Origin of the sequence: Sporosarcina quadrami, from assembly GCF_014836615.1 — a bacterium.
GTDB lineage: Bacteria > Bacillota > Bacilli > Bacillales_A > Planococcaceae > Sporosarcina > Sporosarcina quadrami.
Map to the genome: position 1 here is coordinate 1 of NZ_JACSQN010000008.1, position 25164 is coordinate 25164.

23 protein-coding genes are annotated in these 25164 nt (G+C 42.6%); 9 read left to right on the forward strand and 14 right to left on the reverse strand.

All coding sequences use genetic code 11. The annotated features are described in order from the left end of the window. Window positions 1–303: 303 nt before the first annotated feature. Entirely contained in the window at window positions 304–1515 is a 1212-nt protein-coding gene (locus H9649_RS09805) for an MFS transporter (protein ID WP_191694581.1), read from the reverse strand. A gap of 126 nt (window positions 1516–1641) precedes the next feature. On the opposite strand from H9649_RS09805, the gene H9649_RS09810 reads away from it, so the two are divergent. Further along, window positions 1642–3366: an ABC transporter substrate-binding protein gene (locus H9649_RS09810; RefSeq protein ID WP_191694582.1), complete on the forward strand. Its 1725-nt coding sequence runs from the start codon at window positions 1642–1644 to the stop codon at window positions 3364–3366. Window positions 3367–3428: 62 nt separating this feature from the next. Here H9649_RS09810 and H9649_RS09815 read toward each other — a convergent pair whose 3' ends face one another. After that, the gene (locus tag H9649_RS09815; RefSeq protein WP_191694583.1) at window positions 3429–3983 is read right to left on the reverse strand and encodes a TVP38/TMEM64 family protein; all 555 of its coding nucleotides are present in this window, start codon (window positions 3981–3983) and stop codon (window positions 3429–3431) included. A gap of 295 nt (window positions 3984–4278) precedes the next feature. On the opposite strand from H9649_RS09815, the gene H9649_RS09820 reads away from it, so the two are divergent. After that, the gene (locus H9649_RS09820) at window positions 4279–5799 is read left to right on the forward strand and encodes an S-layer homology domain-containing protein (RefSeq protein WP_191694584.1); all 1521 of its coding nucleotides are present in this window, start codon (window positions 4279–4281) and stop codon (window positions 5797–5799) included. A gap of 265 nt (window positions 5800–6064) precedes the next feature. On the opposite strand, the gene H9649_RS09825 is transcribed toward H9649_RS09820, so the two are convergent. From H9649_RS09825 to H9649_RS09840, 4 genes are all read right to left on the reverse strand, one after another. Next, window positions 6065–6883 (reverse strand): hypothetical protein, encoded by an 819-nt coding sequence (locus H9649_RS09825; RefSeq protein ID WP_191694585.1) that lies wholly within the window; start codon window positions 6881–6883, stop codon window positions 6065–6067. 228 nt (window positions 6884–7111) lie between these two features. Next, window positions 7112–7594 (reverse strand): NUDIX hydrolase, encoded by a 483-nt coding sequence (locus H9649_RS09830; protein WP_191694586.1) that lies wholly within the window; start codon window positions 7592–7594, stop codon window positions 7112–7114. Window positions 7595–7876: 282 nt separating this feature from the next. Then, entirely contained in the window at window positions 7877–8095 is a 219-nt protein-coding gene (locus tag H9649_RS09835; RefSeq protein WP_191694587.1) for a DUF2922 domain-containing protein, read from the reverse strand. Window positions 8096–8114: 19 nt separating this feature from the next. Further along, window positions 8115–8333 (reverse strand): DUF1659 domain-containing protein, encoded by a 219-nt coding sequence (locus H9649_RS09840; protein WP_191694588.1) that lies wholly within the window; start codon window positions 8331–8333, stop codon window positions 8115–8117. 156 nt (window positions 8334–8489) lie between these two features. On the opposite strand from H9649_RS09840, the gene H9649_RS09845 reads away from it, so the two are divergent. Both H9649_RS09845 and H9649_RS09850 read left to right on the forward strand, forming a co-directional pair. After that, window positions 8490–8720 carry a hexameric tyrosine-coordinated heme protein gene (locus H9649_RS09845; protein ID WP_191694589.1) on the forward strand — a complete coding sequence of 77 codons (231 nt, stop codon included), beginning with the start codon at window positions 8490–8492 and terminating at the stop codon, window positions 8718–8720. A 147-nt stretch (window positions 8721–8867) separates the two neighbouring features. Next, window positions 8868–9677, forward strand: coding sequence for an aldo/keto reductase family protein (locus tag H9649_RS09850; protein WP_191694590.1), 810 nt, complete (start codon window positions 8868–8870; stop codon window positions 9675–9677). Between the two features lie 96 nt (window positions 9678–9773). On the opposite strand, the gene H9649_RS09855 is transcribed toward H9649_RS09850, so the two are convergent. After that, a complete protein-coding gene (locus H9649_RS09855; RefSeq protein ID WP_191694591.1) occupies window positions 9774–10154 on the reverse strand; it encodes a VOC family protein in 381 nt (126 codons plus the stop codon). A gap of 103 nt (window positions 10155–10257) precedes the next feature. Next, window positions 10258–10959, reverse strand: coding sequence for a hydroxyacylglutathione hydrolase (gloB, locus tag H9649_RS09860; RefSeq protein WP_191694592.1), 702 nt, complete (start codon window positions 10957–10959; stop codon window positions 10258–10260). Window positions 10960–11244: 285 nt separating this feature from the next. Here gloB and H9649_RS09865 point away from each other — a divergent pair, with 285 nt between their 5' ends. Together H9649_RS09865 and H9649_RS09870 are read left to right on the forward strand one after the other, a co-directional pair. Beyond that, window positions 11245–11805, forward strand: coding sequence for a sigma-70 family RNA polymerase sigma factor (locus H9649_RS09865; RefSeq protein ID WP_191694593.1), 561 nt, complete (start codon window positions 11245–11247; stop codon window positions 11803–11805). Beyond that, window positions 11780–12973 carry a helix-turn-helix domain-containing protein gene (locus H9649_RS09870; RefSeq protein WP_191694594.1) on the forward strand — a complete coding sequence of 398 codons (1194 nt, stop codon included), beginning with the start codon at window positions 11780–11782 and terminating at the stop codon, window positions 12971–12973. The genes H9649_RS09865 and H9649_RS09870 overlap by 26 nt, the downstream gene beginning before the upstream one ends. Before the next feature lie 158 nt (window positions 12974–13131). On the opposite strand, the gene H9649_RS09875 is transcribed toward H9649_RS09870, so the two are convergent. From H9649_RS09875 to H9649_RS09885, 3 genes are all read right to left on the reverse strand, one after another. Then, window positions 13132–13923 carry a cytochrome c oxidase assembly protein gene (locus H9649_RS09875; RefSeq protein ID WP_191694595.1) on the reverse strand — a complete coding sequence of 264 codons (792 nt, stop codon included), beginning with the start codon at window positions 13921–13923 and terminating at the stop codon, window positions 13132–13134. Then, window positions 13913–14416 carry a DUF2243 domain-containing protein gene (locus tag H9649_RS09880; protein WP_191694596.1) on the reverse strand — a complete coding sequence of 168 codons (504 nt, stop codon included), beginning with the start codon at window positions 14414–14416 and terminating at the stop codon, window positions 13913–13915. Before H9649_RS09880 ends, H9649_RS09875 begins: the two co-directional genes overlap by 11 nt. A gap of 250 nt (window positions 14417–14666) precedes the next feature. Next, window positions 14667–16706, reverse strand: coding sequence for a catalase (locus tag H9649_RS09885; RefSeq protein ID WP_225229804.1), 2040 nt, complete (start codon window positions 16704–16706; stop codon window positions 14667–14669). Window positions 16707–17043: 337 nt separating this feature from the next. Here H9649_RS09885 and H9649_RS09890 point away from each other — a divergent pair, with 337 nt between their 5' ends. Further along, complete coding sequence (locus H9649_RS09890; RefSeq protein WP_191694597.1) at window positions 17044–17997, forward strand: calcium/sodium antiporter; 954 nt, start codon at window positions 17044–17046, stop codon at window positions 17995–17997. Between the two features lie 58 nt (window positions 17998–18055). Here H9649_RS09890 and H9649_RS09895 read toward each other — a convergent pair whose 3' ends face one another. Continuing rightward, a complete protein-coding gene (locus H9649_RS09895) occupies window positions 18056–18904 on the reverse strand; it encodes an IS3 family transposase (RefSeq protein WP_191694598.1) in 849 nt (282 codons plus the stop codon). A 35-nt stretch (window positions 18905–18939) separates the two neighbouring features. Next, entirely contained in the window at window positions 18940–19251 is a 312-nt protein-coding gene (locus H9649_RS09900) for a transposase (RefSeq protein ID WP_191694599.1), read from the reverse strand. Between the two features lie 154 nt (window positions 19252–19405). On the opposite strand from H9649_RS09900, the gene H9649_RS09905 reads away from it, so the two are divergent. Both H9649_RS09905 and H9649_RS09910 read left to right on the forward strand, forming a co-directional pair. Beyond that, a complete protein-coding gene (locus tag H9649_RS09905) occupies window positions 19406–21472 on the forward strand; it encodes a catalase (RefSeq protein ID WP_404828733.1) in 2067 nt (688 codons plus the stop codon). Window positions 21473–21667: 195 nt separating this feature from the next. After that, window positions 21668–22705 (forward strand): hypothetical protein, encoded by a 1038-nt coding sequence (locus tag H9649_RS09910; protein WP_191694600.1) that lies wholly within the window; start codon window positions 21668–21670, stop codon window positions 22703–22705. A gap of 231 nt (window positions 22706–22936) precedes the next feature. Here H9649_RS09910 and H9649_RS09915 read toward each other — a convergent pair whose 3' ends face one another. Then, window positions 22937–25162, reverse strand: a complete 2226-nt coding sequence (locus tag H9649_RS09915; protein ID WP_191694601.1) for a YcdB/YcdC domain-containing protein — start codon at window positions 25160–25162, stop codon at window positions 22937–22939. Window positions 25163–25164: the final 2 nt, after the last annotated feature.

Consider the following 25164-nt stretch of genomic DNA (forward strand, 5'->3'; position numbering starts at 1 on the left):
TCCTTTTGATAGTGTAGGGAACTGATTTAGTCGTCGTTTCCCTATCTACATTAGGAGCTTTTTTGTTTATTTGCAAGAGTTTTTCTGTAATATTTTGTACGCTCTTACTGTTTTTTCTTACCATGCAACGCTAGTGTGAGGTACCTGTGCAAGGTTCAATTCAGACAATACACTTCAATTGCATAAAGATAAAATGGAAGTGTCGAAATATTAGGGTTTCTAAAATTTTCTTGTATTAATATTTAAATAGTCTGAATTAACATGAATGTTTCTTGCACAGGTACCTTTACAATCATACCCCCTTCACACAAGCTTCTTAAACGGATGAAAGAACAGCCTAGCAAAAAGCATAATAAAAATACACATGGATATGAAAAACAATATTCGTATTGGAAACCATTCCGCCCATAGTCCCGCGATGAAGAGTCCTAACGGAAGGGTTAACTTCATAAGCATGGATGACGTTCCCGCGACTCTTCCAAGCAGATGATTCGGGGTGAATTCCTGACGTATGGTGAAATAGACGATATTGGATAGTGTCGTTGAGAACGTCCGTATGGCAAGGGAGATGCCGATTGTCCACCATGTCTGGGCGAATAGCAGCAGGCACATGGAGATGATATCAAAGACTAGCGAGTATGTATAAATGACGCCACGGCCGAAACGCTTGCGGATTCTGCTGATGAGACTTGCGCCGATAAGCCCACCGACTGCAGAAATCGTAAACATGAAACCGACTTGCTTAGAATTTGCGCCGAGTTGATCGGTCGCGAAGAAGATGAGTACGCCGATGACGAGACTGGATGCGAAATTGCTGAAAATTACTGCGATGGTTGGCGTTAATAGAATTTTATTGTTAAACAGTTCGAAAATTCCTTCCTTCATATCCTTCCAGATGGAATGTGACGTGTCTTCCCGTTTCGCAGTAGGCGGGACATTCAAAAATTGCATGAATATATACATGATCAGCAGACAGACAAGGTAAATCGTTAACGTCGACGTGTAGGAAAATACGGCGATCAGTACACCGGCAATCCCTGGCCCGATCATCCGAATCAGCGTATCAATGAACGATAGCTTGGCATTAGCTGAAGTCAATTGGTCCTTTGAAACGATTTGGGGAAGTACGGAATGATTGGCATTGCCGAACGTATACCCTGCGGAGGACAAGATGAAGCCGAGGATGTAGAGATGCCAAAGCTCGATATGATTTGTCAGCAGCAACGTAACGATTCCACACATTGATAGCACTTGAATAAAGCTTGTCCACACCATCATTGTCTTCCGATTTAACCGATCGACCAACGCCCCTGCAAGCATTCCCAAAAAGATATTCGGAAAAAATTCAATTGCTCGCATCATGCTCATTGCCAATGCGGATCTGCTTAGATCGTAAATGAGCAACGGAATCGCAATGCTATACATTTGCATGCCGAAACTTGAAATTGTCGAGCTCCCCCACAAAAGTAAGAAGTCCCTGTTTTTAACGAGTGAAAGCTCTGAAGCTGCCTTCATTTTCATCCCTCCAATTGTTTTCTCACATAAAAGAAGTGTAGAATAATAAAAGGTGCAGTAAAAGTGTCCGTTATTTATTTTGCAGTTCACCTTTTAAAACTTTAGATAACTGAAGGAGGATGGCTTGTGAAGTATGTGGATCATCTACTTGAATTGACGAAACATTTTATAGAAGGAATTGAAGAGGAAACGTCAGTCGCCTCTCTTGCCGACATTTTGAATTGTTCTGAAAGACATGTGAAAACCGTTGTGAACGTTTTGCATAGCGAAGGGGCTATCAAGTGGATTACGCAAAAGGGGAGGGGGAAGAAACCAAAGATTACTATCCAGTTGTCAAGTGATGAAATTTTATTGAACCAAACGAAAGAGCTGGTGCGAGCTGGGCGATATCAGGATGCGTTTTCGCTTGTGGAGTCAATGGATAAGCAAGGAAAAAAGAACTTTCAACAATGGTTTCCGCAGAATTTAGGGCTGGCACAACAACCAGTAAATAATCGGGACTTGGACATTTTACGCTATCCATTTTATGAAACGAGATTGGTCATGGATCCTATGAAGATTATCTCCCGGCACGATGGACATATGGTTCAGCAACTATTTGATCGACTAGTCGAATACGATACCGCTACGAACGAGTTAAAGCCAAGTATTGCGCATCATTGGGAGACAAAAGATGGGAAGCATTGGACATTTTATCTTCATAAAGGAATCACTTTCCATCACGGAAGGGAGTGTATATCCTCAGATGTTCAGTCAACGTTTGAAAGGTTGATGACTGAAACAAAGCTTTTTGCGAATATCGAAAAGATTGACAGTAAGAGACGAACCATTGTTCATTTTATGTTAAAAGAAGTGGATTTTTTATTCCCACGTATGTTGGCGGGGGTCAAGGCTTCTATTGTCCCGATGGAGATTGTGCGTGAAAATCCTGAAAAATTTGCAAGCAATCCTGTCGGCAGTGGTCCTTTTCGACTGATGCAGAATGATGAAAATATCATACGACTGGAAGTGAATCATTCGTATTTTTCAGCTAGGCCATGGCTGGACGAAATACATATTATTAAAACGCCTTCTAATTATGAAGAGGAAACAATTCATCCATTTGTCTTACAAGCTCCTGATTCTACGTGGAAACCTGTGAAGCGAATGGAGGATGGAGCGACTTTTGTAATGTTCAACTGTTTGAAAGAGGGAGTGCTTCAGCAAGAAGCCTTACGGGAGGCAATCTACACGAGACTTCAATCGGGGAACATTCGAAACGAGGGATTGGATAATGAAGTTGCAGCAGTGAGCTTTCTATCGAGCCGTTCTCAAAATGTTAGGTTGAATAAAATCGGTGGGAAAGTACATTATGAAGGCCTCCCTCTAAAAATTGCCGCACAGCAAATTCGACCGGGCGCTAATCATGAGAAGGCGGCAAAGCATCTACACAATGAACTGTGTAAAATGGGAATTGATTCGACATTAGATGTTGTTGATATTCATCAAATCGTCAACGACGAAAGCATGGCGACGTATGACCTTTTTGTAGGAGGCATTGCATTAGGGAAAGATCGTTTACTATCACTCCTTACTGCTTTGCAGTCTAACGAGCTCATCATCTACCAGTGTTTAAACGAGCAAATGAAGAGTTATGTAGATGAGAAAATCAAGAGAATCAGAAGTGCTCAAGTGGAATCTATACGGTGGGAAATGTACTTCGAAATCGAAGCGTTTTTGAAGTCGAATTATGCAATTTTCTTTTGCAATCACCGTTTTCACACGGTCTATGAAACGAAAGAAAACCCATATGCCAACATTGAACTGGATAGCAATGGACGGGTGGACTATCGAAAAGTTTGGAGGAAATAAATATTTTGGGTGCCAGTCACTCACACAATTCAATTGTGTGAGTGACTGGCACGCGGTTGGATTCAACTGCTCCACTTCCGCTTTAATTTCACACCTATTAGAAATAGAATAAGTACATACAGGGCGATCATTAATACAGTCCCCCAATTGCCTGCTGCTATTTGATGACCTGCGAGTGAATAGCCGAGTATGATCGGCAGCTTGCCCAGGACGGTTGCGCCGATAAAGGTCCCGACACGTACATTTGAGATGCCGGCAAGCAGATTAATGCCTGCAGAAGGGACAACTGGAATGATGCGGCCAAGCAGGACAGCTAAAAAGCCGTTTTTTTCGATTAATGCAAGGTATTTCGATAAATGCTTCTTCTTCGTTACATAGTTAAGTGAGACACTGCGCAGCACGCTTTTGCTGAAGAGGAATAAAAGAAAGGACCCGAACGTTGTCCCAAGCATGTTAATGGTAAAACCCGTAAAAAAAGCATGATTGCTTGCAATGAATGCAGCTAGTACAGGAATAGGCGCAAAGGGAATCATTGAAACGAACGCCATTAAGAAAAATTGATAAAGCCATGCAAAAGATACTTCATTTTGTATGATGTCTGTAAGTAATTTTTCCATAATCGTCCCTTTATGTCGTTTTGTTATAGTATAGCCGATAAAGGTCGAAATAAAAAAGGTACCTGTGCAAAGTGGAATTCAGACAATACACTACAATTGCATAAATATGAACTCTAAGTGTTGAAACAATAGTGTTTCTAAAATAATATTGTATGAATAGCCAAATCGTCTGAATTAACATGAATGTTTCACGCACAGGTACCTTTCACTTTGAAATTTTATTAAAACCTTTGAAACTATTTCCGGGTTTCTGCGTCTGTACGTTGCTTACATAGATAGGAGAGGTTGATATAAAATGAAAAAGATGTTGGTAACAGTATTCTGTGCAATTGTATTAACTTGCGGTATGCCATTATCGACTGTAGCAGCAAACAGCCAACCGTTTAAGGATGTCTCGCCGAAGCAGCCATACGCAAAAGCGGTGAACGACTTGGCCGCACGTACTATCATTGGTGGTTATCCAGACGGTACGTTCAAACCGGGGAATCCGATTACAAGAGGGCAAGCAGCTTCCATTATTGCGAAGATGTTGAAATTGGACACGACGAACGTCAAAAATCCCGGATTTACAGACGTTTCGACAAAAAACGGCCACTACCAAGCAATCGCTGCACTTGCCGAAGCCAATATTATCGGCGGCTATGAAGACGGCCGCTACGGTCCGAATGATCCGGTGAAACGGGGTCAGTTTGCTTCGATCATAGTGAAAGCATTCGATTTGCCGCGTTATTATTTCTACGATACTGAAAATCCGTTCAAGGATGTAGTGGAGTATCAATCGCATGGTACGAATGTTCTCATCCTGTATCGGCTCGGTATTACTTCAGGTACGTCTCCTGACAGATTCAGCATCAATGCGCAGATCACGCGTAGTCAAGCAGCAGTTTTATTGACAAAAACCGAGAAATCGAAGCCAGTGATGGTTACGGTACGGGCGGATGAATTAGGGTTCGATAGGATAAGTGTTCGTTCGGAATCGGGTGGCATCTATCAGGATCTTGATAATAAAAATGAGTTGTTTCAATCGATCTATACGTATGGAAAAAACCCATCAACGGACGGGCGGGTTCAATTGATTCCATTGAAAGAAGGAAGAGGTACACTAGCTTTAGGGGGATGGATAGATTCAAAGGAAGTAGTTAAAAAATATTACGTACAAGTGAAAAAAGTGAACGGGGAGTTGCAGCTGACGCTTGAGGAAACGAATCAGTATTTGTCAACCGCTGCGATATTCGACATGGCTACAGGGGAAAAAATCCAGCGTGTTCGCCTCTCTACAGTGGATGGTACATTGGTGAACGATGATGCCAGATTCGGAACGTATCAATATCCTACGCGTAAGTATATCGGTATCGACAAGCCGGGGGACTACATTGCGACTGTGCGTTTTACCAATGGAAAAGATGTGCGATTCGCCATTGAAGCAAAAGTGCCGAAGGATGGGTCATTTTATTATGATACCCAGGTGTTACAAGAGCAACCGTCACTTATTTATGATGTAGCGACGTCATACGATGGATATTATACCTATGATGAACAAGCTGCAAAAAATATAGGGAAGCATACAATACTCACTGAAAACGCCGAGGATATTGCGATAGTACAGCGAGAGCCGGGTACAGGCAGATTCCATATTACAGCGAAAAGCGTAGGTACGATTGATATTGCGTTTGAAAATGATATCTACTGGATGCTTGGTCAACCGGGTGACGCGGTGTCAGGGATAGATACAGGGATGACGATCCATGTGAAGGAAATGTATGGCATAGTGAATGTGTCTGTCCTCCCTATTTTTAACATCAACCCTGATATGTAACGGAACGGAAAACGAAAACGCATGATCCCATTCTACTTTCGGATGGTGTCATGCATTTTTTCAACATTACGCTCAAAACACTGCAATTTAAAAACCGGGTACCTGTGCGTGGTTGAATTCAGACAATACACTACAATTACATAAAGATGAAATTGAAATGTTGAGTAATGTGGATTTCTAAAATAATCTTGTATTAATATCCAAATCGTCTGAATTAACATGAATGTTTCTTGCACAGGTACCTTTTACTATACTGTCCACTCCGTTACTCATACTCTTTCAACTTAAATGGCTTGTCGCTGTCAAATCTATCTGCAAAGGGATCCTCAATTTTAATTCCTTCGATTTTGTCGATGGCAATCGTTACATCTGCCAACTCCACAATGATGGTTGCCGCATCTTTGTCCGTCGGGGTATCCTTATTGATAATACCTAGTACGTGACGAGCGGGGGCTGTGATGACGTTCATGGTGAATTGACCTGCTTTTTGCAGGAGGTTCTTCTTTTTCATCCTCGATAATTCGGTTATCGCTTCTTCAAAACTACGAAATTCATCTTCTAACTTCTCTAAGATCAGCTGATAGTTATGCGCGAACGTATCGAGAAGATTTACTCTCTTTGAATAGAGCTTAGGAAAGAACGAGTAGAATTCATGCTGAAGGATTCTTTTCTTCGTTTGCTGGATCTTCATCAGTTCGTTCTTGAAATATGTTATTTGGTTTGTCAGTGTCAGCTCAATTGGCAAAGCTTTTTCAATGAGCGTCAGTGCTTGCTTTTCAAGGTTCATTGTCCGGTATAGTTGCAATCTATTGTGTAAGGTTTCCTGGTTTGAATGGTTCCGAGGATAGTTATACATGATGGAATGGAACTGGTCTTTTTTCACTTTGGGATCGTTAAAGTAGAACGCTTTGTCGAATTCAATCATTTTTTTCTTCAATACACGTCTGGCGTTATAGGGATATTCTTTCTGTGGATAATCAATTTCCAAATTGCTTGCAGCCCGTTCATGTAACAAAAGACGTTTATAAGCGAATCCTCCAAGAGGGATCGCTGGTAGAAGTATAATGAGAGAGAGCCATAACATTATTCGTCCCTTCTTTCTATATAACGCTATAGCGTTTATCCGAATTGTAGTTTTTCATAAGTATACCAGATTCAGTTGATTCCAAAGTGTTTGTCAGTGCACACGACAACACAACCATTATTCCAACAGACGACTCAGGGACTCAAACAGGGATAGCTGCTGAGTGGAAAACTTTCTGGACAACAAGAAAACAAGCAGAGGGACGTCCCTCCGCTTGTTCGTATGCCGTTACAATTTCCTGCTCAGTTTCAAGTCGAACTCAGGATGCGTGACATATTCCTGGTACTCCACTTTTCCATCGAATTTGAAGTACTCTTCGATGCGCGCTCGAATTGCAGGTTGCGTGATATAGTCGAGTGCGTCCTCCTTCGCTACCCACTTGCAGTCGGACGTTTCTTCTGATGTGCAGAGTTCTCCGCCTATCGGTGTGCACGCAAAATCGAACATCACTTTCGTGGGCACATCCGTCACGCCGTCATACCATTTGTGAATTGCAGAGTTTGTATAGACTCCGATCAGATGAGACACCGCCACATCGATACCGCTTTCCTCTTTCACTTCGCGGACGACGCCATCGATCAGATTTTCTCCGACTTCCACCTGGCCGCCAGGAAACACCCAGCCCCCGTCATGCGTCTTCACAATCAATATATTTCCGTCAGCATCTTCAACCAGTCCTCCACAAGCGACAATATGCGTTGGCATTGCCATATTCCCATCCCCTTTATTCTTGAATTATTAATAAACTACTCCCGCGTGAACGCTCTGAATTAATATGAATGATTCTATCACGAAAATCTTTTGATTCAGTGTCATAATTATAGCAATCTTCTATTGTAAGAGAAACTTTATGTACGTAATGTGCTAATATTGAGATAATTAAACAGTAGGTCGTTAACAACTAAAAAAATAGATTCTCCTTACTCTAAAGATAAGAGCGGCTGGAATGTAATGAAAAAGACCCTCCAGACCGGCTGGAGAGCCTTTTTGCGTTTATGCTTTTACCAGATCTTCAACAGTACGTTCGATAATGCGGGCACTCTTGACGGTTGCGAGAAAAGAACCATCTACTTGGAACACTTGTGAATCGATGATTTCTTGCATCGCTGTTTCCACTTCGACAGGTGTCAAGTCTGCCCGTGGCTCGTCCACAGTTAGGGATGTCTGTTTCCCTGCAGCCGTCGCGAAGTTTAATTGTAATGTCTTAGCCATTTCCATCTCCCCTTTCTAGTTAGTTCATAATGTCTGTTGTTTCCACTTTCTCTGCTCCGATGAACGGACTTTCTGAGAGCTGTGCCAATTGTGAAAGTGCCAGATGTAAGTTGTCAGCCGTTGCCGCTTGTGCAATGTTGCGATACGATTTCGACTTGCGGATCATTTTCCCTTCATCTGTCATCCCGCCATCGAAATAGACTTTCCCGACTGCTGTTCTGAATTCGAGTGTCGCCATTTATCATCCCCTCCTCTCACATGCTATATAGACATGAAATGAAGGAAAGGATACTCTTTCTCATGAATTTTCTATGATATCCATCTTTGCACGAAAACAATCACTCCTTAATTTGCATAAGCTACCAGTAGAATAGAAGCAAAGGAAGTGGAAGTCATGTCAAACGGCGGGCTGCAAACGCTGCGCACAAGCACCCCGGAAGAAGGCTATGCATTAGCCGTGAACCTTGCGCAAAAAGCGATAGAACTCACACAGCCTTCTGAGGATATCAGGAAATTGCTGCGTCCCGTTTATTCTACAGACGCGAATAGTTTAATCGCAGTTTCACAAGTGGTCGCCCTACATTTTCAAACCGTCGCTTTTGCCAATAACTATTGGAATAACTGACGATGAACAACAAACAGCCATTGGCCTGTCATGCTGCCAATGGTTTTTTAGCATTGTATGAAGGTCAGTCTTAATTGACTGAACAGATAGATTGCTTCTGTGCTTTCGTATCGGTACAGTTAACTCACAAGCATAGGAGGGATTCAGATGAAAGAACGTACATTGAATAACGGCATTGCCATTCCGATTGTCGGCAGCGGAACGAATACGTATGGGAAAGAGGGCAACCAATACCGAGGCGCGTTAAGAGGGGATACCCAGGAAATCGATTGGGCTATTGAAAACGGCTACCGTCATTTAGACTGTGCCCAAGCATACAATAACGAAGAAGTTGTGGGAGAGGGGATACGGAAATCCTTTGTGCCGCGTGAAGAATTCTTCATTACGACGAAGCTTAATACATTTGAAGGCTGCGGAGGCGCAGACTGGGCTCGTGCTGAAATTGACAAGAGCCTGGAGAAATTACAGACGGATTATGTGGATCTGTTCCTGCTTCACGCGCCATGGGATCAGGATGCGGAAATGCTGGAAGCGTGGCGGATATTGGAAGACTACTATAATCGCGGTGTGTTCAAGTCGATTGGTGTGTCTAACTTCAAAAAAGAGCATCTAGACTTACTTCTTGAAAAGAGCAACGTTCCCCCAGCGGTTAATCAAATCAAGTCCCAAGTCGGCCATTGGAATGAAGACCTAATCGCTTATGATAAAATGCACGGCATTGCTACGGTCGCCTGGTCGCCACTCGGTGGTATTGATGAAAAGGCAAGGAAAGTGCTGGATGAAATCGGTCAGCCCTACGGCAAGACCTACGCGCAAGTCGTGTTGCGCTATCAAATTGAACGCGACGTCATCGTCATTCCGAAGTCGCATAATCAGGAGCGCCAAGCACAAAGTCTGGACATTTTCGACTTTGAACTCACAGCAAGCGACCGTGACCGGATTGCGGAACTTGGTTGAGTGACTGATAGTTATAAAACCAAAAAAGCCTGCCTCCCTTTCTCCTTTTTGGAAGGAGAGAGGGGGCAGGCTTGTACTGATTTTTTATAGAATTTATTAGTGCTTGCGCTTCACTTCAATACGATAGCCGTCAGGATCTGTGACGAAGAAGTAGTGAGGCGTTCCACCTGACAGGCCTTTCAATTCGCCTGTTTCATAAGCGGACGCTTTACAGATGTCATGCATTTTTTCCAAGTCATTGACGGTTACCCCTAAATGACTGAAACCATTTCCAACGACATATGGCTCTGCGTCATAATTATACGTCAGTTCAATCTGTACGTTAGCACCTGGTGAATTCAAATAGACTAAATCGAATTTACCCTCAGGGAATTTTCTGTGGCTCGCCACTTCGAAATCAAAAAGCTCCGTATAAAAATCCAATGTCGCATCCAGGTCTCTCACACGCAAACAAATTTCAACAAGTACTTGATCCATGGTATCATCCTCCATAATTTTATTGATTTAATCTTATCATAGATATTATATCCGTACACTTGATGCGAAAAATCATTCGACAAAAAGCAACCCAATAAGTGTTCTAGAAGTCATCACGGGCAGTACGCAATTCGATAAAGTCCTCCACTGTTTCCGCTTGCAGGAAGAGGTTGATCTCTCTCTCCTTACCGATTGTTGACGGAAGTGTAGGCTGTCCTTGAGCACGCAATTTCTGGACGGCTTCCAATGCGTTGGCGATTTTTTTGTTTTCCGGTTGCCTGTCTTTTGCAAAACGCAAATTCGTTTCGGTATACTCGTGACCGGCATACACATGGGTCTCATCATCCAAGTGCTTGAATGTCTGCAACGTTTCATATTGCGCTTCGTAATCGCCGGTGAAAACCCGGCCACATCCCGCTGAAAACAAGGCATCGCCGCAAAATAGATGATCTCCCATTAAAAAACTGATATGGCCATGCGTATGACCTCCTGATTTGTACACGTGGAACGTTTGGTCCAACAAGTCAAAAGAATCCCCTGGCTTTACAATCTGATCCGCCAAGTCTTTCGTTTCGTTCGGTCCATACACAGGACATTCGGGATGACTCGCTAGAATCTCCCGCACCCCGCCGGTATGATCTTCATGCATATGCGTCAACAGAATGGCCGTCAAACGAAGCTGCTTTTCATCAAGGTAATCAAGAACAACTCCCGCTTCCCCCGGATCCACCACAACTGTCTCTGTGTCTGCTTGAATGCACCATATATAATTATCTGAAAAGGCTTTGATTGGATGAATAATCACATTTGATTCCTCCTTTTTTATTAATAAAGGTACCTGTGCAAGGTTTAATTCAGACAATACACTACAATTGCATAAAGATGAAATTAAAAGATTTACTAGCAAGTCTTTCTGAAATAATTTCGTATTATTATACAAGTTGTCTGAATTAACATGAAAGTTTCTTGCACAGGTACCTTTAATTGTGTGAGTGACTGTCACTCGTTCTTTTCAAATTATGAAACCTACTGCCCCTTTGGACTCGTCTTAGAGGTAAGATTGTATGGAATGAAGGTGGAGGGGGTGGGAATGCAAATGGGAAAGTCCGGGATTAAAACCGAAGAGGAAGTATGGCTTTCCGGTTTGATGGATGATGTTGGAGGACGCTTGACGAAGCTGGCTTTCAGTTATTTGAACGATTGGGGGAAAGCGCAGGAAGTCGTACAGGATGTCTTTTATGTCTGTTATACGAAACGTCGTCATGTTCTGGAATTGGATTCTATTGAGGCATGGCTATACAGGGTAACTGTGAATCGGTGCAAAGACGTTTTAAGGACTTCTTGGTTTAAGAAAGTAATCGTGAATAATGATTTATTTCATTACCAAAAATCAGCGCAGCCATCGCCCGAAATTGCAGCGGTCACGAAAGGCGGTAATGAGAAGTTGGCGCAGCTTGTCCTAGGGTTGCCGGTTAAATATAAGGAAGTCATTCTCCTCTTCTACTATGATGATCTGTCCATTGAGGAAATCAGTTACGTGTTAAAGTCCAATTCGAACACTGTCAAAACCCGTTTGAAAAGAGGACGGGAAGCATTAATGAAGAACATGGAGAGGAGTGATTTTCTTGAAAGATCCATTGACGAATATTAAAAAGTCATTAGATGCTACGGTCTTCAAAGATCCGCAGTTCGGAGCAAAGAATAAGAATGCCGTCTTTCAAAAGATTCATAAGCCGAAGAAAATCTATATCTTGCCTGCATTTGTTAGTGGATTGCTCATCATGGTCATGGCTTCTACTGGCATTTATTTTGCGACGGAAAGAATGGGCGAAGATAGTCCGATAGCCTCTTTGCCGGACAATCCGGCTTCGACGGAAATTCATCCAAGTCAAGGGCAGACTGGAACGCAGCCTGCTCCTATATACGTTGCAAAGGATGAAAATGAATTATCCATGCAGGATGCAGAAACAGCGGTTGAACTATGCGTGGATGCATTGACGGATTATTACAAGGCGATTTGGAACGGCACGGAGATTGACCTGGATCGGTTTATCGGGAACGAGAACCTTAAAGAGTATGTAGAAACGAAAGTGTATGCTGAATTTCAAAAGTACGGCGGCTTGGATGGTAAGGTGAAGCAACTTGAAATTGGTGATTGGGAAGTGAAGTTTTCGGAGGATGAAAAGGGAGGCTATCTGTATTTGGACATCCCTGTAAACATCCAAAAGCATTATGGAGGAGGATATGGAGAGGGGACGGAATTCTTTGTGCGGAATGTAGATGGCAAGCTGGTTATTGCTGACTGGTATACGGGCGGGAAAGATACGTATGACTATTTGGTGCGCGGGTATGAGCAGAAAATCATCGACCCTGATATTTGGAATGATAACGAGTGGGTGGCGAAGTTTAAAAGCGGCACGGGCCTATATGATTTTGAGCAACAGGTTTATGATAGATTCAAGCTCAAGCATGACGTGAAAGAGTTAGCTGGTCTTAAACCGATCAGCATTGCGAAGCTCTATGCCTACGCCAGTTATCACGAAGATTTTGAAACGGCGTACGCGCTTTACACGGACAGGGAAGATCATATACTTTGGAGTAAAGAAGAGGATGAACAAATACCGTTAGCTGATCGTGGAACCTCGGAACAGGCACTGCAGACATTTAGGAAGCTTGAAAAAGGCTCATTTGTACAAACAGGAGACTACGAAGGGTACATCGAGTTTTATCCAAATGGGGACCGCGAAGAGAAATCTGGCTTTTCGATGATTAAAAACGAAGATGGCATCTGGCAAGTCGCATTTTTGCCAGTTCAGTAAATTTAATTTGGGGTACCTGTGCAAGGTTCAATTCAGACAATACACTACAATTGCATAGACATGAAATCAGAAGATTGTCTCATATGCGTTTATGAAATAATATTGTATTAATATACAAATTGTATGAATTAACATGAAAGTTTCTTGCACAGGTACCTTTACAATTGTGCGGCAGTCGGAACGATGGGTTGGCGTGCGCTTGCCGATTGGTACCAGCTCCTGAACAGTAAGAAAATGATGACCAAATCCACCGCGTCGCCTCCGTAATACATTAACATTGCCCCTACTCGCGCTTCTTCAACAGGTACTCCTTGCGGCGGATAGGCGTAAAGGAACTTCGAAAGTATGCCATGTCCTGCAAGCGCAAAAATAAATACGACTGTGCGAAAGCGGTAGCTAAATCGGCGAGATACGGGATCGATATAGAGCATGGACATAGTAAACAAATAACCGGCTGCAAACATTTGGACATGCACTAACACATATAGCGACAAATAATTGTGCATCATTGTAAATAATCCGGTTGTATATAATAGCCACAGCCCTCCGATATTCAAAACGGCAGCTGTGATTGGATGGATATAAAAACGGGCGAACTGACTTCTGAGAAAACGGCTCACAATCCGCGCCTGTTGAACAGGAAGTGCCCGAAGTAACAGTGTTACCGGTGCTCCTAGTGCCATTAGAAGAGGACCAAGCATTCCGAGGAATAGATGACCCGTCATATGCCAGGTGAAATGAGCATGAGACAAAACTGCCAGTGGGCCGAACAGCGCACTTGCTGAAATAATCGTGCCGCTTATCCAGAAAATGAGACGCATGTGGGACCACTTTCGAAGACGCGTGTTCTGATTTGATCGATAAACACCGAATACATATAACGAAATCGCAAGTAGAGCTAGAATCCCGAACAACCAATTCGTCAAAACGAAAAACGATTCATGCAACACGATTTTCCACCCGCCTTGTTCCTAACGCATCTTGATTCGCTGAACGTAAGAGCAGGAAACCGGCTGCAATCATAATAATTGCGGAACCATTCCATATGACATCATACGGTACAATATCGACGTCATATCGAATTTGGTGAATGCGCATAACCTTATGCTGGATTGTTCCATCATACAGCTGAAAAGCGCCGCCCCCAATCAGCTTCCCCCCCCAGAAAACCTTATGCCATAATGCATCTCGCCGACGCAAATCCGCCACCAAATAGAGTGCGCCCACCGTTGCGAACCAACTAAAAGCATGGAATAGTCCATCTGATACAAGGCCGATTGCTACTGTCGATTTATCATAGAATTTATGCCAATGCAGCAACTGATGAAAAACTGTTTCATCTATAAACGCCACAAATCCCAAGCCAAATAAAATCCCTGCCCATAAGTTTTTTGTTTTATAGGCTTTACGATTCGCCCAATTAATCACTGGCTTTTTTTGCATTTGCAAGCCACCACCTCTTGTATGATCAACTTATTATTTCCGATGGGGTAGTGGGTTAAACAGAGTGGCGGAAGGAATTATTTTTGATTGAAGGGAGAAGCTTGATCTTCCGTAGGGGACTATGTAAAACTAGTAAACACCTTCTTCTTTAATTCCAAAAATCGCCATGGACGTTGATAATACAACGTCCATGGCGTATTTATGTGTCAAAGATGAATTGTATGAGTGACTGGCACTCACACTATTCCTACTATTTCCGGTCCCAAAAACGCATATGAGCGATGGCGTGGATGAATTCGTTTTCAAAATTTGGATTATCTTTTGCAAATACAACGCCAGCCATGTTCATGTTAGCTGCTTTTTGGAGATAGTCCTGACCGGTCGCTGCCACGCCGATCGGTTTATAGTTTTTATAAGCGACTTGGATGTAATCGGCGATGTTATAGTCAAAACTTGGTTGGTTACCGGACTCGCCGCCTACGATATATAGAGAATCGAGAAGATAAGGACTCGTCGTGATGAATGATTCATCTACAACGAGGATTGTTCCGTCACTTGCTATCACAGTCCCAAGCATTTCACTCACGATGACGACCCAGACGCCGTACTTCTCTAGTTCCCGAATAGTTTCTGCGACTTCTTTTGCGTTAAATCCATTACCGATTAATACACCGACACGCATCGAATAAGCATATTTCGGTGTGCTCGATTGACTAAGTGAAGGGTAACTCGTCGAGACCGGCACGTTGTTTCCTTCCGGCCGCTTTACACCAATATTATCCGCTACGATGGTAGCCATTTCTTTGTCAACATTCACAAGCATATCAACACATTGCTGTCTGACTGATTCACTTTTTACGCTGCCAATCTGGTAATTGAGCGCTTCTATCATATGTTGTTTTTCAATGACCGTTAGACTGTTCCAGAAAATTCGCGGCTGTGTAAAGTAATCGTCCACTTTTACACTGCGTTTTCGAGTGACTTCACCTTCGACTTTCAGAGGGTAATGTGCATATCCTCCATCTTCAGGGGGTGTTGTGTATGGTGTGTTATTCTCTAATGAATTATTATGATAACTAGTTTCATCGACATCGATGTTGTAACGCATAAAGCCTTTTCGTTGGTTATTATGAAATGGACAAACTGGACGGTTGATTGGTAAATCTTCATAATTCTTACTGCCTAGACGATGATATTGGGCGATTTTATAAGCGATCAGCCGGCCCTGTAATACAGGGTCGGTGGAAAAGTCGATACCGGGTACGACGTTTGCAGGATTAAAGGCAGCCTGTTCAATTTCTGCAAATTCATTGTCTACATTTCGGTTCAATGTCATTTTCCCGATGATTTGAACGGGAATAATCTCTTCCGGCCAGAACTTTGTGGAATCAAGGATGTCGAAGTCAAACTTGTGCTCGTCTTCCATCGGTATGAGTTGCACACCTAATTCATATTCGGCAAAAGCGCCGCGGTCAATCGCTTCACGTAGGTCGCGTCGATGGTAATCAGGGTCAATGCCGCCGATTTTCTGTGCTTCATCCATCGTCAAGGGATGGGAGCCGAGGACAGGTTTCCAAGCGAATCGTACGAAAGTGGCTGTACCTGCTTCATTGACAAATAGATACGTGTTCACGGACCAAGACTCCATCATTCGGTAACTTCTAAGTATGCCCCGATCAGACATAACCCATAATGTCATATGGAGTGCTTCAGGATTGTTCGCAACATAATCCCAGAATGTGTCATGTGCGCCGGAAGCTTGCGGCATGCCGGTACGCGGTTCGGGTTGGTAGGCGTGAATGATGTCGGGAAACTTCATTGCATCTTGGTTGATCAAAACTGGAAAACCTATCATCGTCATATCGTAATTTCCTTCGTCGGTGTAAAATTTTACACCGAGGCACCTCAGATCCCGGGCTGTGTCTTTCGAGCCTTTACTGCCTTGTACCGTTGAAAAACGGACGAACAATGGCGTCTTCTTTCCAGCTTCCTGCAGAAATCCAGCTTTTGTAAATTGTTTCATCGATTTGTAACATTCAAATACGCCATGCGCTCCGTATCCTCTCGCATGCACTTTGCGTTCCGGGATTTCCTCGTGTACGAAAGACGTCATCTTTTCGAAGTAATGAAAGTCCTCCAAGAGCCCAGGTCCTCGTTTGCCCGCTGTCAGTATTCGCTCATCATCCGAAATCTTGATGGAATTGTTCGTCGTCATCGGTTTGCCTGCATTCAATTTCCGGAATTCATCTAATTGTTGTTGTTTGGAATTTTTTTTATCATTATTCGCCAAAGTATCACACTCCTAACAGAGTATATGCATTTATCCCGTATATGTGATCATGGCCTAGCTATCAAAATCAGGTACCTGTGCAAGATTGAATTTAGAAAATACACTACAATTACATGAATATAGATGTTGAACATTAAGAATACAAGGTTCTTACAATTTTCAATGAATATCTATGCGAATTGTGTGAATAAACATGAATGTTTCTTGCACAGGTACCTTCGAAAGAATACCTTCTAGGGTGACCGAAAATTAGTTTTCACAACCCCTGCCAAAAGGGTATACTAAAGCACAATACCATCGTGTATAAAACTTTGGCATCAGGGAAGGAAAATACGTTATGACATATATTCTTTTGCTTGTAGGGTTTGCGTTGCTCATCAAGGGCGCTGATTATTTTGTTGATGGGGCTTCGGGGATTGCCCGGTTGCTCCGTGTGCCGCCGATTTTGATCGGGTTGACGATAGTCGCGTTTGGGACAAGTTCTCCTGAGGCGACGGTCAGTATTATTGCTGCGCTGCAAGGTACTGCAGGTGTTGCAGTCGGTAATGTGGTGGGCAGCAATATTTTTAATATTACGCTCGTCATAGGTGTGGCAGCTTTCTTGTATCCATTGAAGGTCCAAAGCGACAGCATTAAAAAAGAGATTCCTTTCACGTTGCTTGCCAGTGTGGCGTTGCTAATTGTTATGAGTGACGTTGCTTTGCAAGGACTTGGCGGCAATATGATTACGCGTGCGGATGGGCTTATCTTCTTATTGTTCCTTGCGATTTTCATGTATTATGTGATCGACAATGGATTGAAAAGCCGTAGTGATGCGGTGGACAGTCCAGTACCGGAAAATGTACGATGGGGAAAAAATGTGTTCATTACACTTATAGGACTTGTAGCGATTATCATCGGCGGTCAGTTTGTCGTTTCCAACGGAACAAAAATCGCCTATTCGCTCGGTATGAGTGAAACATTGGTCGGTTTGACAATCATTGCAATCGGTACTTCTTTACCTGAACTTGTTACTTCCATCACGGCGGCGTTGAAAAAGCAGAGTGAAATAGCGATTGGAAACGTAATTGGCAGCAACATTTTCAACATCCTTTTTGTACTAGGTGTCTCTTCGGTTATTTCTCCGTTATCTGTGAGCGGGGAAGTATTGACGGATGTCGTGTTCATGATCATTCTGACGATTGTCCTCCTGATCTTCGCTCGGACGGGCTATAAGATTGGCAAGGTGGAAGGAATCGTGCTTACCGCGGCTTATGTCTTGTATTTGGTTTACATTATTATTCGGAATTGATGAATTGTGTGAGTGACTGTGGTCAAGCCCCCCTTTTTTAGACACACATAATTGTGCATCAACTAGCTAGAGAAACCGTCTTTAAATAAGCAGCCGGTGATAAATATCCTAATCTCTTCTGACTGCGTTCTTCATTGAAATATTTAATGAACTTATAAAGGTCTCTTTGTACCTGTTCTGGCGTGGAGACTGGGAAGAGACATGGATATTCCGTTTTCATATGCGAGAAAAAACTCTCAATGACCGCATTATCCCAGCAGTTGGCTTTGCGTGACATACTAGGCAAGAATTTTAGTTCCTTGGCTAGTAGAAACTGGTCAAATGAACGATAAACGCTACCTTGATCCGAATGGATGACGACATTTTCGAGATTTTTCAATCCTCTTGTTTTCATTGCCAAGTGAATTGTTTCCTTAATCAAATCGGTATTGGGACTTGAAGAGATGACAAAGGATATGATTTCCCTGTTATATAGGTCCATGATGGCAGAAATATAGAACTTTACATCCTTAACGATTAGCTCAGTCATATCGGTTACCCACTTCCGGTTAGGCAAAAGTGCGTTAAAATCGCGTTCAAGAAGATTGGGATAAACATGGCCGGCACTACTTTTCTTCGACTCTTTGTTGGTTTTGGCAACTCGAATTCTGGATTTTAGATTCATCTCTTTCATAAGGCGTGCTACGCGCTTATGGTTTACGATGTAGCCATTCGCGCGCAGCTCTCCTGCTATACGCTTCGCTCCGTAAGTTCCACCATTCTTGTTATAGAGCGATTGGATCTTTTCAATGTCCTGCGTATCTCGTTCCGATGCAACCTTTACTGGGCGGCCGAGATGTGCGTAATAACCGCCGCGTGAAACACCAATTGCCTTACATAACTGCTTTACTGTATATTCCCCTCTCAAGGCGGATATGGCTTCATATCCTTTGGCGTTTCGTTCTACTTGAGAAAGGCCTGGAACTTTTTTAGGATTTCAATCTCCGTTAATTGTTCATTGTATTTCTTTTCAATCTCTCGTAAGCGCTCCAATTCCGAATGATAATCAGTTTCTCTCGCAGAATCTGACGAACGGAGTCCGTCCATCCCTTTTTCTTTATAAATATTTATCCAATTCGTTAAGGAATTTTTATGAATATCTAATTCAATGGCGACCTCATTCTTATGACGGCCTTTTTCTAGAATCTCAAGAACTGCATATTTTTTTTGTTCAAAGGAAGCTTGCTGTTTTCGTTTCCTATTTAAGCGCCCCATAATGAAACCTCCTATATATACTGGTTGCACAATTATAACACTTCATGTGTCCATTATAAGGGGGTCGACCACTGGCACCCATACAATTCTCTCTACGTTTTGAGATTGGCCAGTCGGGAATAGAGTAGGAGACTATACTAAACCGACTGGAGGAATTGATGTGACTGCAAACAACGATCGCTTAAGCAAAGACAAACAGCTCGATCAGTACCGCTCACTCGATAAAGGTAAGAAAATGACGACCAATCAAGGGTTGAAAGTAGCTGAAGACGAACATTCCTTAAAAGCAGGTTCCAGAGGACCGACGTTAATGGAAGACTTTCATTTCCGTGAAAAAATGACACACTTTGACCACGAGCGCATCCCTGAGCGTGTTGTTCATGCTAGAGGTTTTGCTGCTCACGGAGAATTTGAATTATACGAGTCGATGAAAGACTATACGAAGGCAGCTTTTTTACAACAGCCTGGATTGAAAACCCCTGTATTTACGCGTTTTTCAACAGTGGCAGGAAGTCGTGGTTCAGCTGAGACGGTTCGGGATGTGCGCGGCTTTGCTGTTAAGTTCTATACAGAAGAGGGAAATTATGATTTAGTCGGTAATAACATGCCGGTGTTTTTCATTCAAGATGCGATTAAATTCCCTGATTTAGTTCACGCAGTGAAGCCCGAACCGCATAACGAAATGCCACAAGCAGCTTCTGCACATGATACGTTTTGGGATTTTGTCGCAAACAATCAGGAATCTGCCCATATGATCATGTGGCATATGTCAGACCGTGCCATTCCTCGCAGTTTCAGAATGATGGAAGGGTTTGGCGTCCATACGTTCCGTTTTGTCAATGCAGAAGGGAAAGCGCATTTTGTGAAGTTCCATTGGAAGCCGAAATTAGGTGTCCACTCCTTAGTTTGGGATGAAGCACAGAAAATTAGCGGGAAAGACCCCGACTTCCATCGTCGAGATCTGTGGGAATCAATTGAAAAGGGAGATTTTGTCGAGTTTGAGTTAGGTGTCCAACTCATTGACGAAAATGATGAGTTCATGTTTGACTTCGATATTCTCGATCCTACAAAGATTTGGCCTGAAGAACAAGTGCCTGTGAAAATTATTGGGAAGATGACGTTGAATCGCAATGTGGACAATGTTTTCGCTGAGACGGAACAAGTCGCATTCCATCCTGGACATGTCGTACCTGGTATCGATTTTTCGAACGACCCACTTTTGCAAGGAAGATTGTTTTCTTACACAGATACACAATTGATTCGTTTAGGTGGACCGAATTTCCATGAACTGCCGATTAACCGACCAGTTTGTCCTTTCCACAATAACCAGCGGGACGGCTATGGTAGACAGACGATCAATGTCGGACAAGTGAGTTATCATAAAAACTCGTTAGCAGATAACACCCCTTCGACGTCGAGTGAAGAAGAGGGTGGATATGTCCATTATGAAGAAAAAGTGGAAGGACGGAAAATCCAGGCACGAAGTGATTCTTTCAAAGATCATTTCTCACAAGCGAAGTTGTTCTGGAACAGTATGTCGAAAACAGAGAAAAAACATATCGTCGATGCATTCAGCTTCGAAGTCGGGAAAGTGAAGAGTAAAAATATTAGACAGCAAGTTGTCGACATGTTTGCAAATGTAGATGTCGGGCTCGCGACAGCAGTGGCGGAAGCTGTTGGAGCGGAGTTTCCAACTGATGTTGAAGAATCACAAGTGACTGAAACGTCGCCGGCATTAAGCCAAATGGAGACTGTGAAACTACCGGACACACGAAAAGTGGCTGTGCTTATCGGCAAAGGATTTGACGGCGATGAAGTGGAGTCAGTCGTCAATGCATGTGTGGCAGCCGGCATGACGGTCGATGTCGTCAGTGATAAATTCGGTGTCGTCTATGGTGAAAACGACTTGGCGGTTGAAGTCGATGAGACATTTTTAACCGTTCATTCGACATTATATGATGCCATTTATGTAGTCGGTGGAGAAGCGGATAACATGAAGAAATTCACAATGGATATGGTTGAGTTCATCAACGAAACGTATAAGCATTACAAACCGATTGGCGTTGCGTCCACGGGTAAAACGTTCTTTGACGCTTCAGCAGCAGCAGAGGGACCTGGAGTGATTGCGGACTTGGACCCTTCATCGTTTGGTAAAGCATTCGTCGATGCAGTGACGGCACATCGCCATTGGGACCGGAAAGTGTTCGGCTGGGAAGGATAAAATATAGAAAAAGCCGCTAACCTGTATGAGGTTGGCGGCTTTTAGAGTTGTGTGGGAATTGTGTGGGTGACTGGCACGCAAATAGCACGCAAATCAATTGAAACCTTCAGACAACATAAACGTATACTAGTCGTCGCGAACAATTTTAAATATTCTTTTTAGCATAGATGATTTTTATTGGAGGGGTGGATGGGGATGAGGAAGTTAAAGAAGATGATCATCGGGGGAGTCACTGCAATTTTGGTTTTACTTGCGGGATGTCAAGAGGAAGAGAAGGCAGTTGCCGACTTGGTGGAGTCGAAGAATATTGAAGAGGTTGGTCAAGTGGATGTAGCGGAGATTAATGATTACTGGTCGCAACCGATTGATTCGGAGATATGTCAAACAATTGGTGAGTGCCGCGATTTAGGGGATACATACGGAAGTGATTATTTTACTGATTTTTCAGGGACGTTAAAGCAAAGAGATAATAGGGCATATTTGAGTGTGAATACGGAAGAGGATAAATCTGTTCTTGCTTTTGCCGCTAACGATATGATGGATGAAGACAACAGTATCGCCCGCTATGAAATTATAGAAGATCAATTTGTTTTGACGAAAGGTGAAGAAGAGAGTGTCTTTAAAAGTATAGCTGATGTCGTGCTGGCTTTGTTCGATCGAAATAAAGGGAACTTGCAAATCCTTGATTTCAGGGAGGATATTTACCCGAATGCTAATCCGTATGATGGGAAATTGATGTTGCCTTCAAATTTAATAACACATTGGCTTCAGTCTGCTACTATCAGTACATTAATTCATGAATATGGCCACTTGCTGTTGTGGAATAAAGCGGATTTTGTCAATTCGGATACTTGTCCGGAAGATCAATTTCATTTAAAGAAGTACTGGGAGTGTTATAACACTGGCAGTTATATGAATCTCTATTATCAAGCTTTTTTGAAGGATTATGAGGAGCAGTGGTTAGATGCAGGTATTAAAACTACGGAAGAAAGAGTTGCTTTTTATGAAAAGAACAAAGAATCCTTTGTGTCAGTGTATGCTACGGTAGATCCTTATGAAGATATTGCGGAGTCTTTTTCTCACTTTATGTTAACGCCTTATAATGACAGCCCTCAGTCGATCTCAGAAGAAAAAGTGAACTTCTTTTATCAGTTTCCAGAATGGGTCGAGTACCGGGCTTTTGTACTGAAGGAATTGAAAGATCGAAAAGAGGATACGGGGTCGTTTTACTGAAGAGAATACACTAGCGGAAAAAATGCTGCGGACGAAACGATTCAGACCATGAACTCAATTGTAAAGATAAGCAAGCCTATCATATTAGACAAATAGTAATCTTATGTATGCCACTATGATAAGTAAGAATGCCCGTGTTAGGAAACGGTTCACGCCTGTTTCCTGTACGGGCATTCTTATTTCAATGACTCTTCAATTGTGTGAGAATTGTGTGAGTGACTGGCACACAAACTAATACCGCAAACCTCTTCCGCCTTCAGCCATTGCATGCGCCAGGCGAATCGTGGATACTGCCAACTCCGCATATGTCACTTCACGGTCAGGGTTGAACCGGTTTTGTTCCACTTCAATTAAGCCCATCGAGTTTGCCATTGCTACATAACCGACATTCGAAGACTGGATCTTTTCAGCATCTTCAAAACTAAGCTTGAAAATGTTAGCATCCTTTGCTGCCTGTTCTAGCCCCATTATACGAATCATCCACACCGAAAGTGCTTCCCTCGTAATCGGAGCATCGACATCGAAATTCTTTGTATCGGCTTTGATGATGCCTAATTCAACGGCGCGTTCAATTTCTTGATATAACGGGTGTTTCGGATCGATATTAGCAAATGTTTGGTTCGTGTTTTCTTGACCATAGTAATAATCGTTATAATAGAAATAGGTAAGCGAATTCATGAGCGCTTTCAATGCTTCGCCAGTTGAAATGGCAGCATCCCCGTTAAAGCTTTTCACATCCTTCACATCTAAAACTTTGGCGTTAATGAGATAATTAAGCTCCTCTTCCGCCGAAGGATGAGTGACAACTATCGAACCATTACCGCTAAACAAGTTAGTCCATTTCCCTGTATTCGCATTCACGTAACTAAATGGATCGTCGCTGAAAACAGGTACATACAAAAGATCATAGTGGTTCTCTTTTTCAGTTTTTTTCATATAGGAGAGTTTAAGGTCAAGCGTCTCCTCCAAAATCTTTTTCGCCTCATGCTCAGTTATGATTTCATCGCTTGATGGCCAACCTTCAATCTCTTGATAACTGACATTCAGACTGTTTAATGAACCATCAGCTGCTATTCCAACATGGATTTGATCGCCATTGACAATAATCCCATTCACAACTCTAGGGAATACAAATTGATAAGAATTAATTCTCTCTTCAAAATACGGATCTGTTACAGGCATTGCATAATTGTGCACATAAGAAGGGACCCATTCTTTCACATAGTTCACAGCTTTGGCGAGTGATTCCTGTTTGGACAGAGGGGGAGCCGTTTTATCGTTTTCACCAATTTCCTGGAAGATATGCTCTTTCATATCATAGTATTGGACGATTTCACCCGTATTTTTATTGATTTCTATGCTGGATCCATTTCCTCCATTCGCATACTGATACATATATTGCACGCTAATGACAGTCTGACCGTTATAATTTTCCCTCTCTTGAATGACTTCGATCTTTAATTTAACCTTATCCGAATCGATCGCAAGGAATTGCTCGGCAATTTTTTTCGCTTCTTCTACAGTAATGCCATCCTGTTTTGCTGGAAGAGGCTTCGCGGAAATCGCTTCAACTTTTGTTTTTGCTGGAAGGTCTGTTGCGTATCCGTCCGCAGTCATCCATTTCCCGGTTGCAGCTTCAATGCCTTGCAATGTTGCCGTTGGTCGATAGACAAGTTCTACGTTGCGTTCCCCGGTTTGGTAATCATAGTTAATGTGATAATTCAGGTCAACAGAAAGATTTGCTCTAACTTGTTGTACCATTTCATTTTTATCTTTAATTTGCGTCACTGCATCAAAAGTGGAAGAGCCGGTTTGAGGAGCCATCTTATAGAAACTCACGACTTCACCATTACCTAACACAGATACTTCCATTCTTTGATCGGCAATCGGAACTTGATTTTTCGTACGTGCAAAGGAGAAAGAGTAGCGTACTGGTTCTGTTAAAATTTGTTGAGGATAATAATTGTACGCATTCGTTTCCAATTGATAATCCTTGCCACCCAGTGACTTTTTCATAAACTCTTCCGCTATTTTTCTGGCTTCCTCTTTTGATACTTTTGCAGGGAATAAAGCATCCTTGACGTTAGGAGGCTGGTACGAAAAGTGTTCAATATCCAGATCCTCTCCGACAAAACCGATATTTCCATACACTCTCTTTCCGCTAACCAACTTTGTGAAATTCAACGAATGCCGCACAGTTTCATCCTCAGGATAAATATGCGCACTGCTCATCTGAAAATCACCGTTCGTTAAGAAATCAAACTGGTTAGGAAACATCTTTTTGAATTTCTTGATCAATTCCTCTTTCGTAATAATCGTATCAGTGGATGCGACTTGAATCCGTACCTTTTCTAGTTGTCCATTGTGTAAAGTTGAAGCATCCGCCACGGATGAAAACATACCAATAGACAACACCGAAGAGGTGACAACCATACCTAGCTTTTTGATTTTTTTCAAAA

Bases quoted from the DNA above. Each gene is read 5' to 3' on its own strand.
- H9649_RS09835 (WP_191694587.1), bottom strand. From the start codon at position 8,095: ATGGCTAAGACATTACAATTAAACTTCGCGACGGCTGCAGGGAAACAG.
- H9649_RS09855 (WP_191694591.1), bottom strand. From the start codon at position 10,154: ATGGATCAAGTACTTGTTGAAATTTGTTTGCGTGTGAGAGACCTGGAT.
- H9649_RS09910 (WP_191694600.1), top strand. From the start codon at position 21,668: ATGAGGAAGTTAAAGAAGATGATCATCGGGGGAGTCACTGCAATTTTG.
- H9649_RS09825 (WP_191694585.1), bottom strand. From the start codon at position 6,883: ATGTTATGGCTCTCTCTCATTATACTTCTACCAGCGATCCCTCTTGGA.
- H9649_RS09850 (WP_191694590.1), top strand. From the start codon at position 8,868: ATGAAAGAACGTACATTGAATAACGGCATTGCCATTCCGATTGTCGGC.
- H9649_RS09840 (WP_191694588.1), bottom strand. From the start codon at position 8,333: ATGGCGACACTCGAATTCAGAACAGCAGTCGGGAAAGTCTATTTCGAT.
- H9649_RS09815 (WP_191694583.1), bottom strand. From the start codon at position 3,983: ATGGAAAAATTACTTACAGACATCATACAAAATGAAGTATCTTTTGCA.
- H9649_RS09820 (WP_191694584.1), top strand. From the start codon at position 4,279: ATGAAAAAGATGTTGGTAACAGTATTCTGTGCAATTGTATTAACTTGC.
- H9649_RS09845 (WP_191694589.1), top strand. From the start codon at position 8,490: ATGTCAAACGGCGGGCTGCAAACGCTGCGCACAAGCACCCCGGAAGAA.
- H9649_RS09805 (WP_191694581.1), bottom strand. From the start codon at position 1,515: ATGAAGGCAGCTTCAGAGCTTTCACTCGTTAAAAACAGGGACTTCTTA.
- H9649_RS09880 (WP_191694596.1), bottom strand. From the start codon at position 14,416: ATGCAAAAAAAGCCAGTGATTAATTGGGCGAATCGTAAAGCCTATAAA.
- H9649_RS09865 (WP_191694593.1), top strand. From the start codon at position 11,245: ATGCAAATGGGAAAGTCCGGGATTAAAACCGAAGAGGAAGTATGGCTT.
- H9649_RS09900 (WP_191694599.1), bottom strand. From the start codon at position 19,251: ATGGGGCGCTTAAATAGGAAACGAAAACAGCAAGCTTCCTTTGAACAA.
- H9649_RS09890 (WP_191694597.1), top strand. From the start codon at position 17,044: ATGACATATATTCTTTTGCTTGTAGGGTTTGCGTTGCTCATCAAGGGC.
- H9649_RS09830 (WP_191694586.1), bottom strand. From the start codon at position 7,594: ATGGCAATGCCAACGCATATTGTCGCTTGTGGAGGACTGGTTGAAGAT.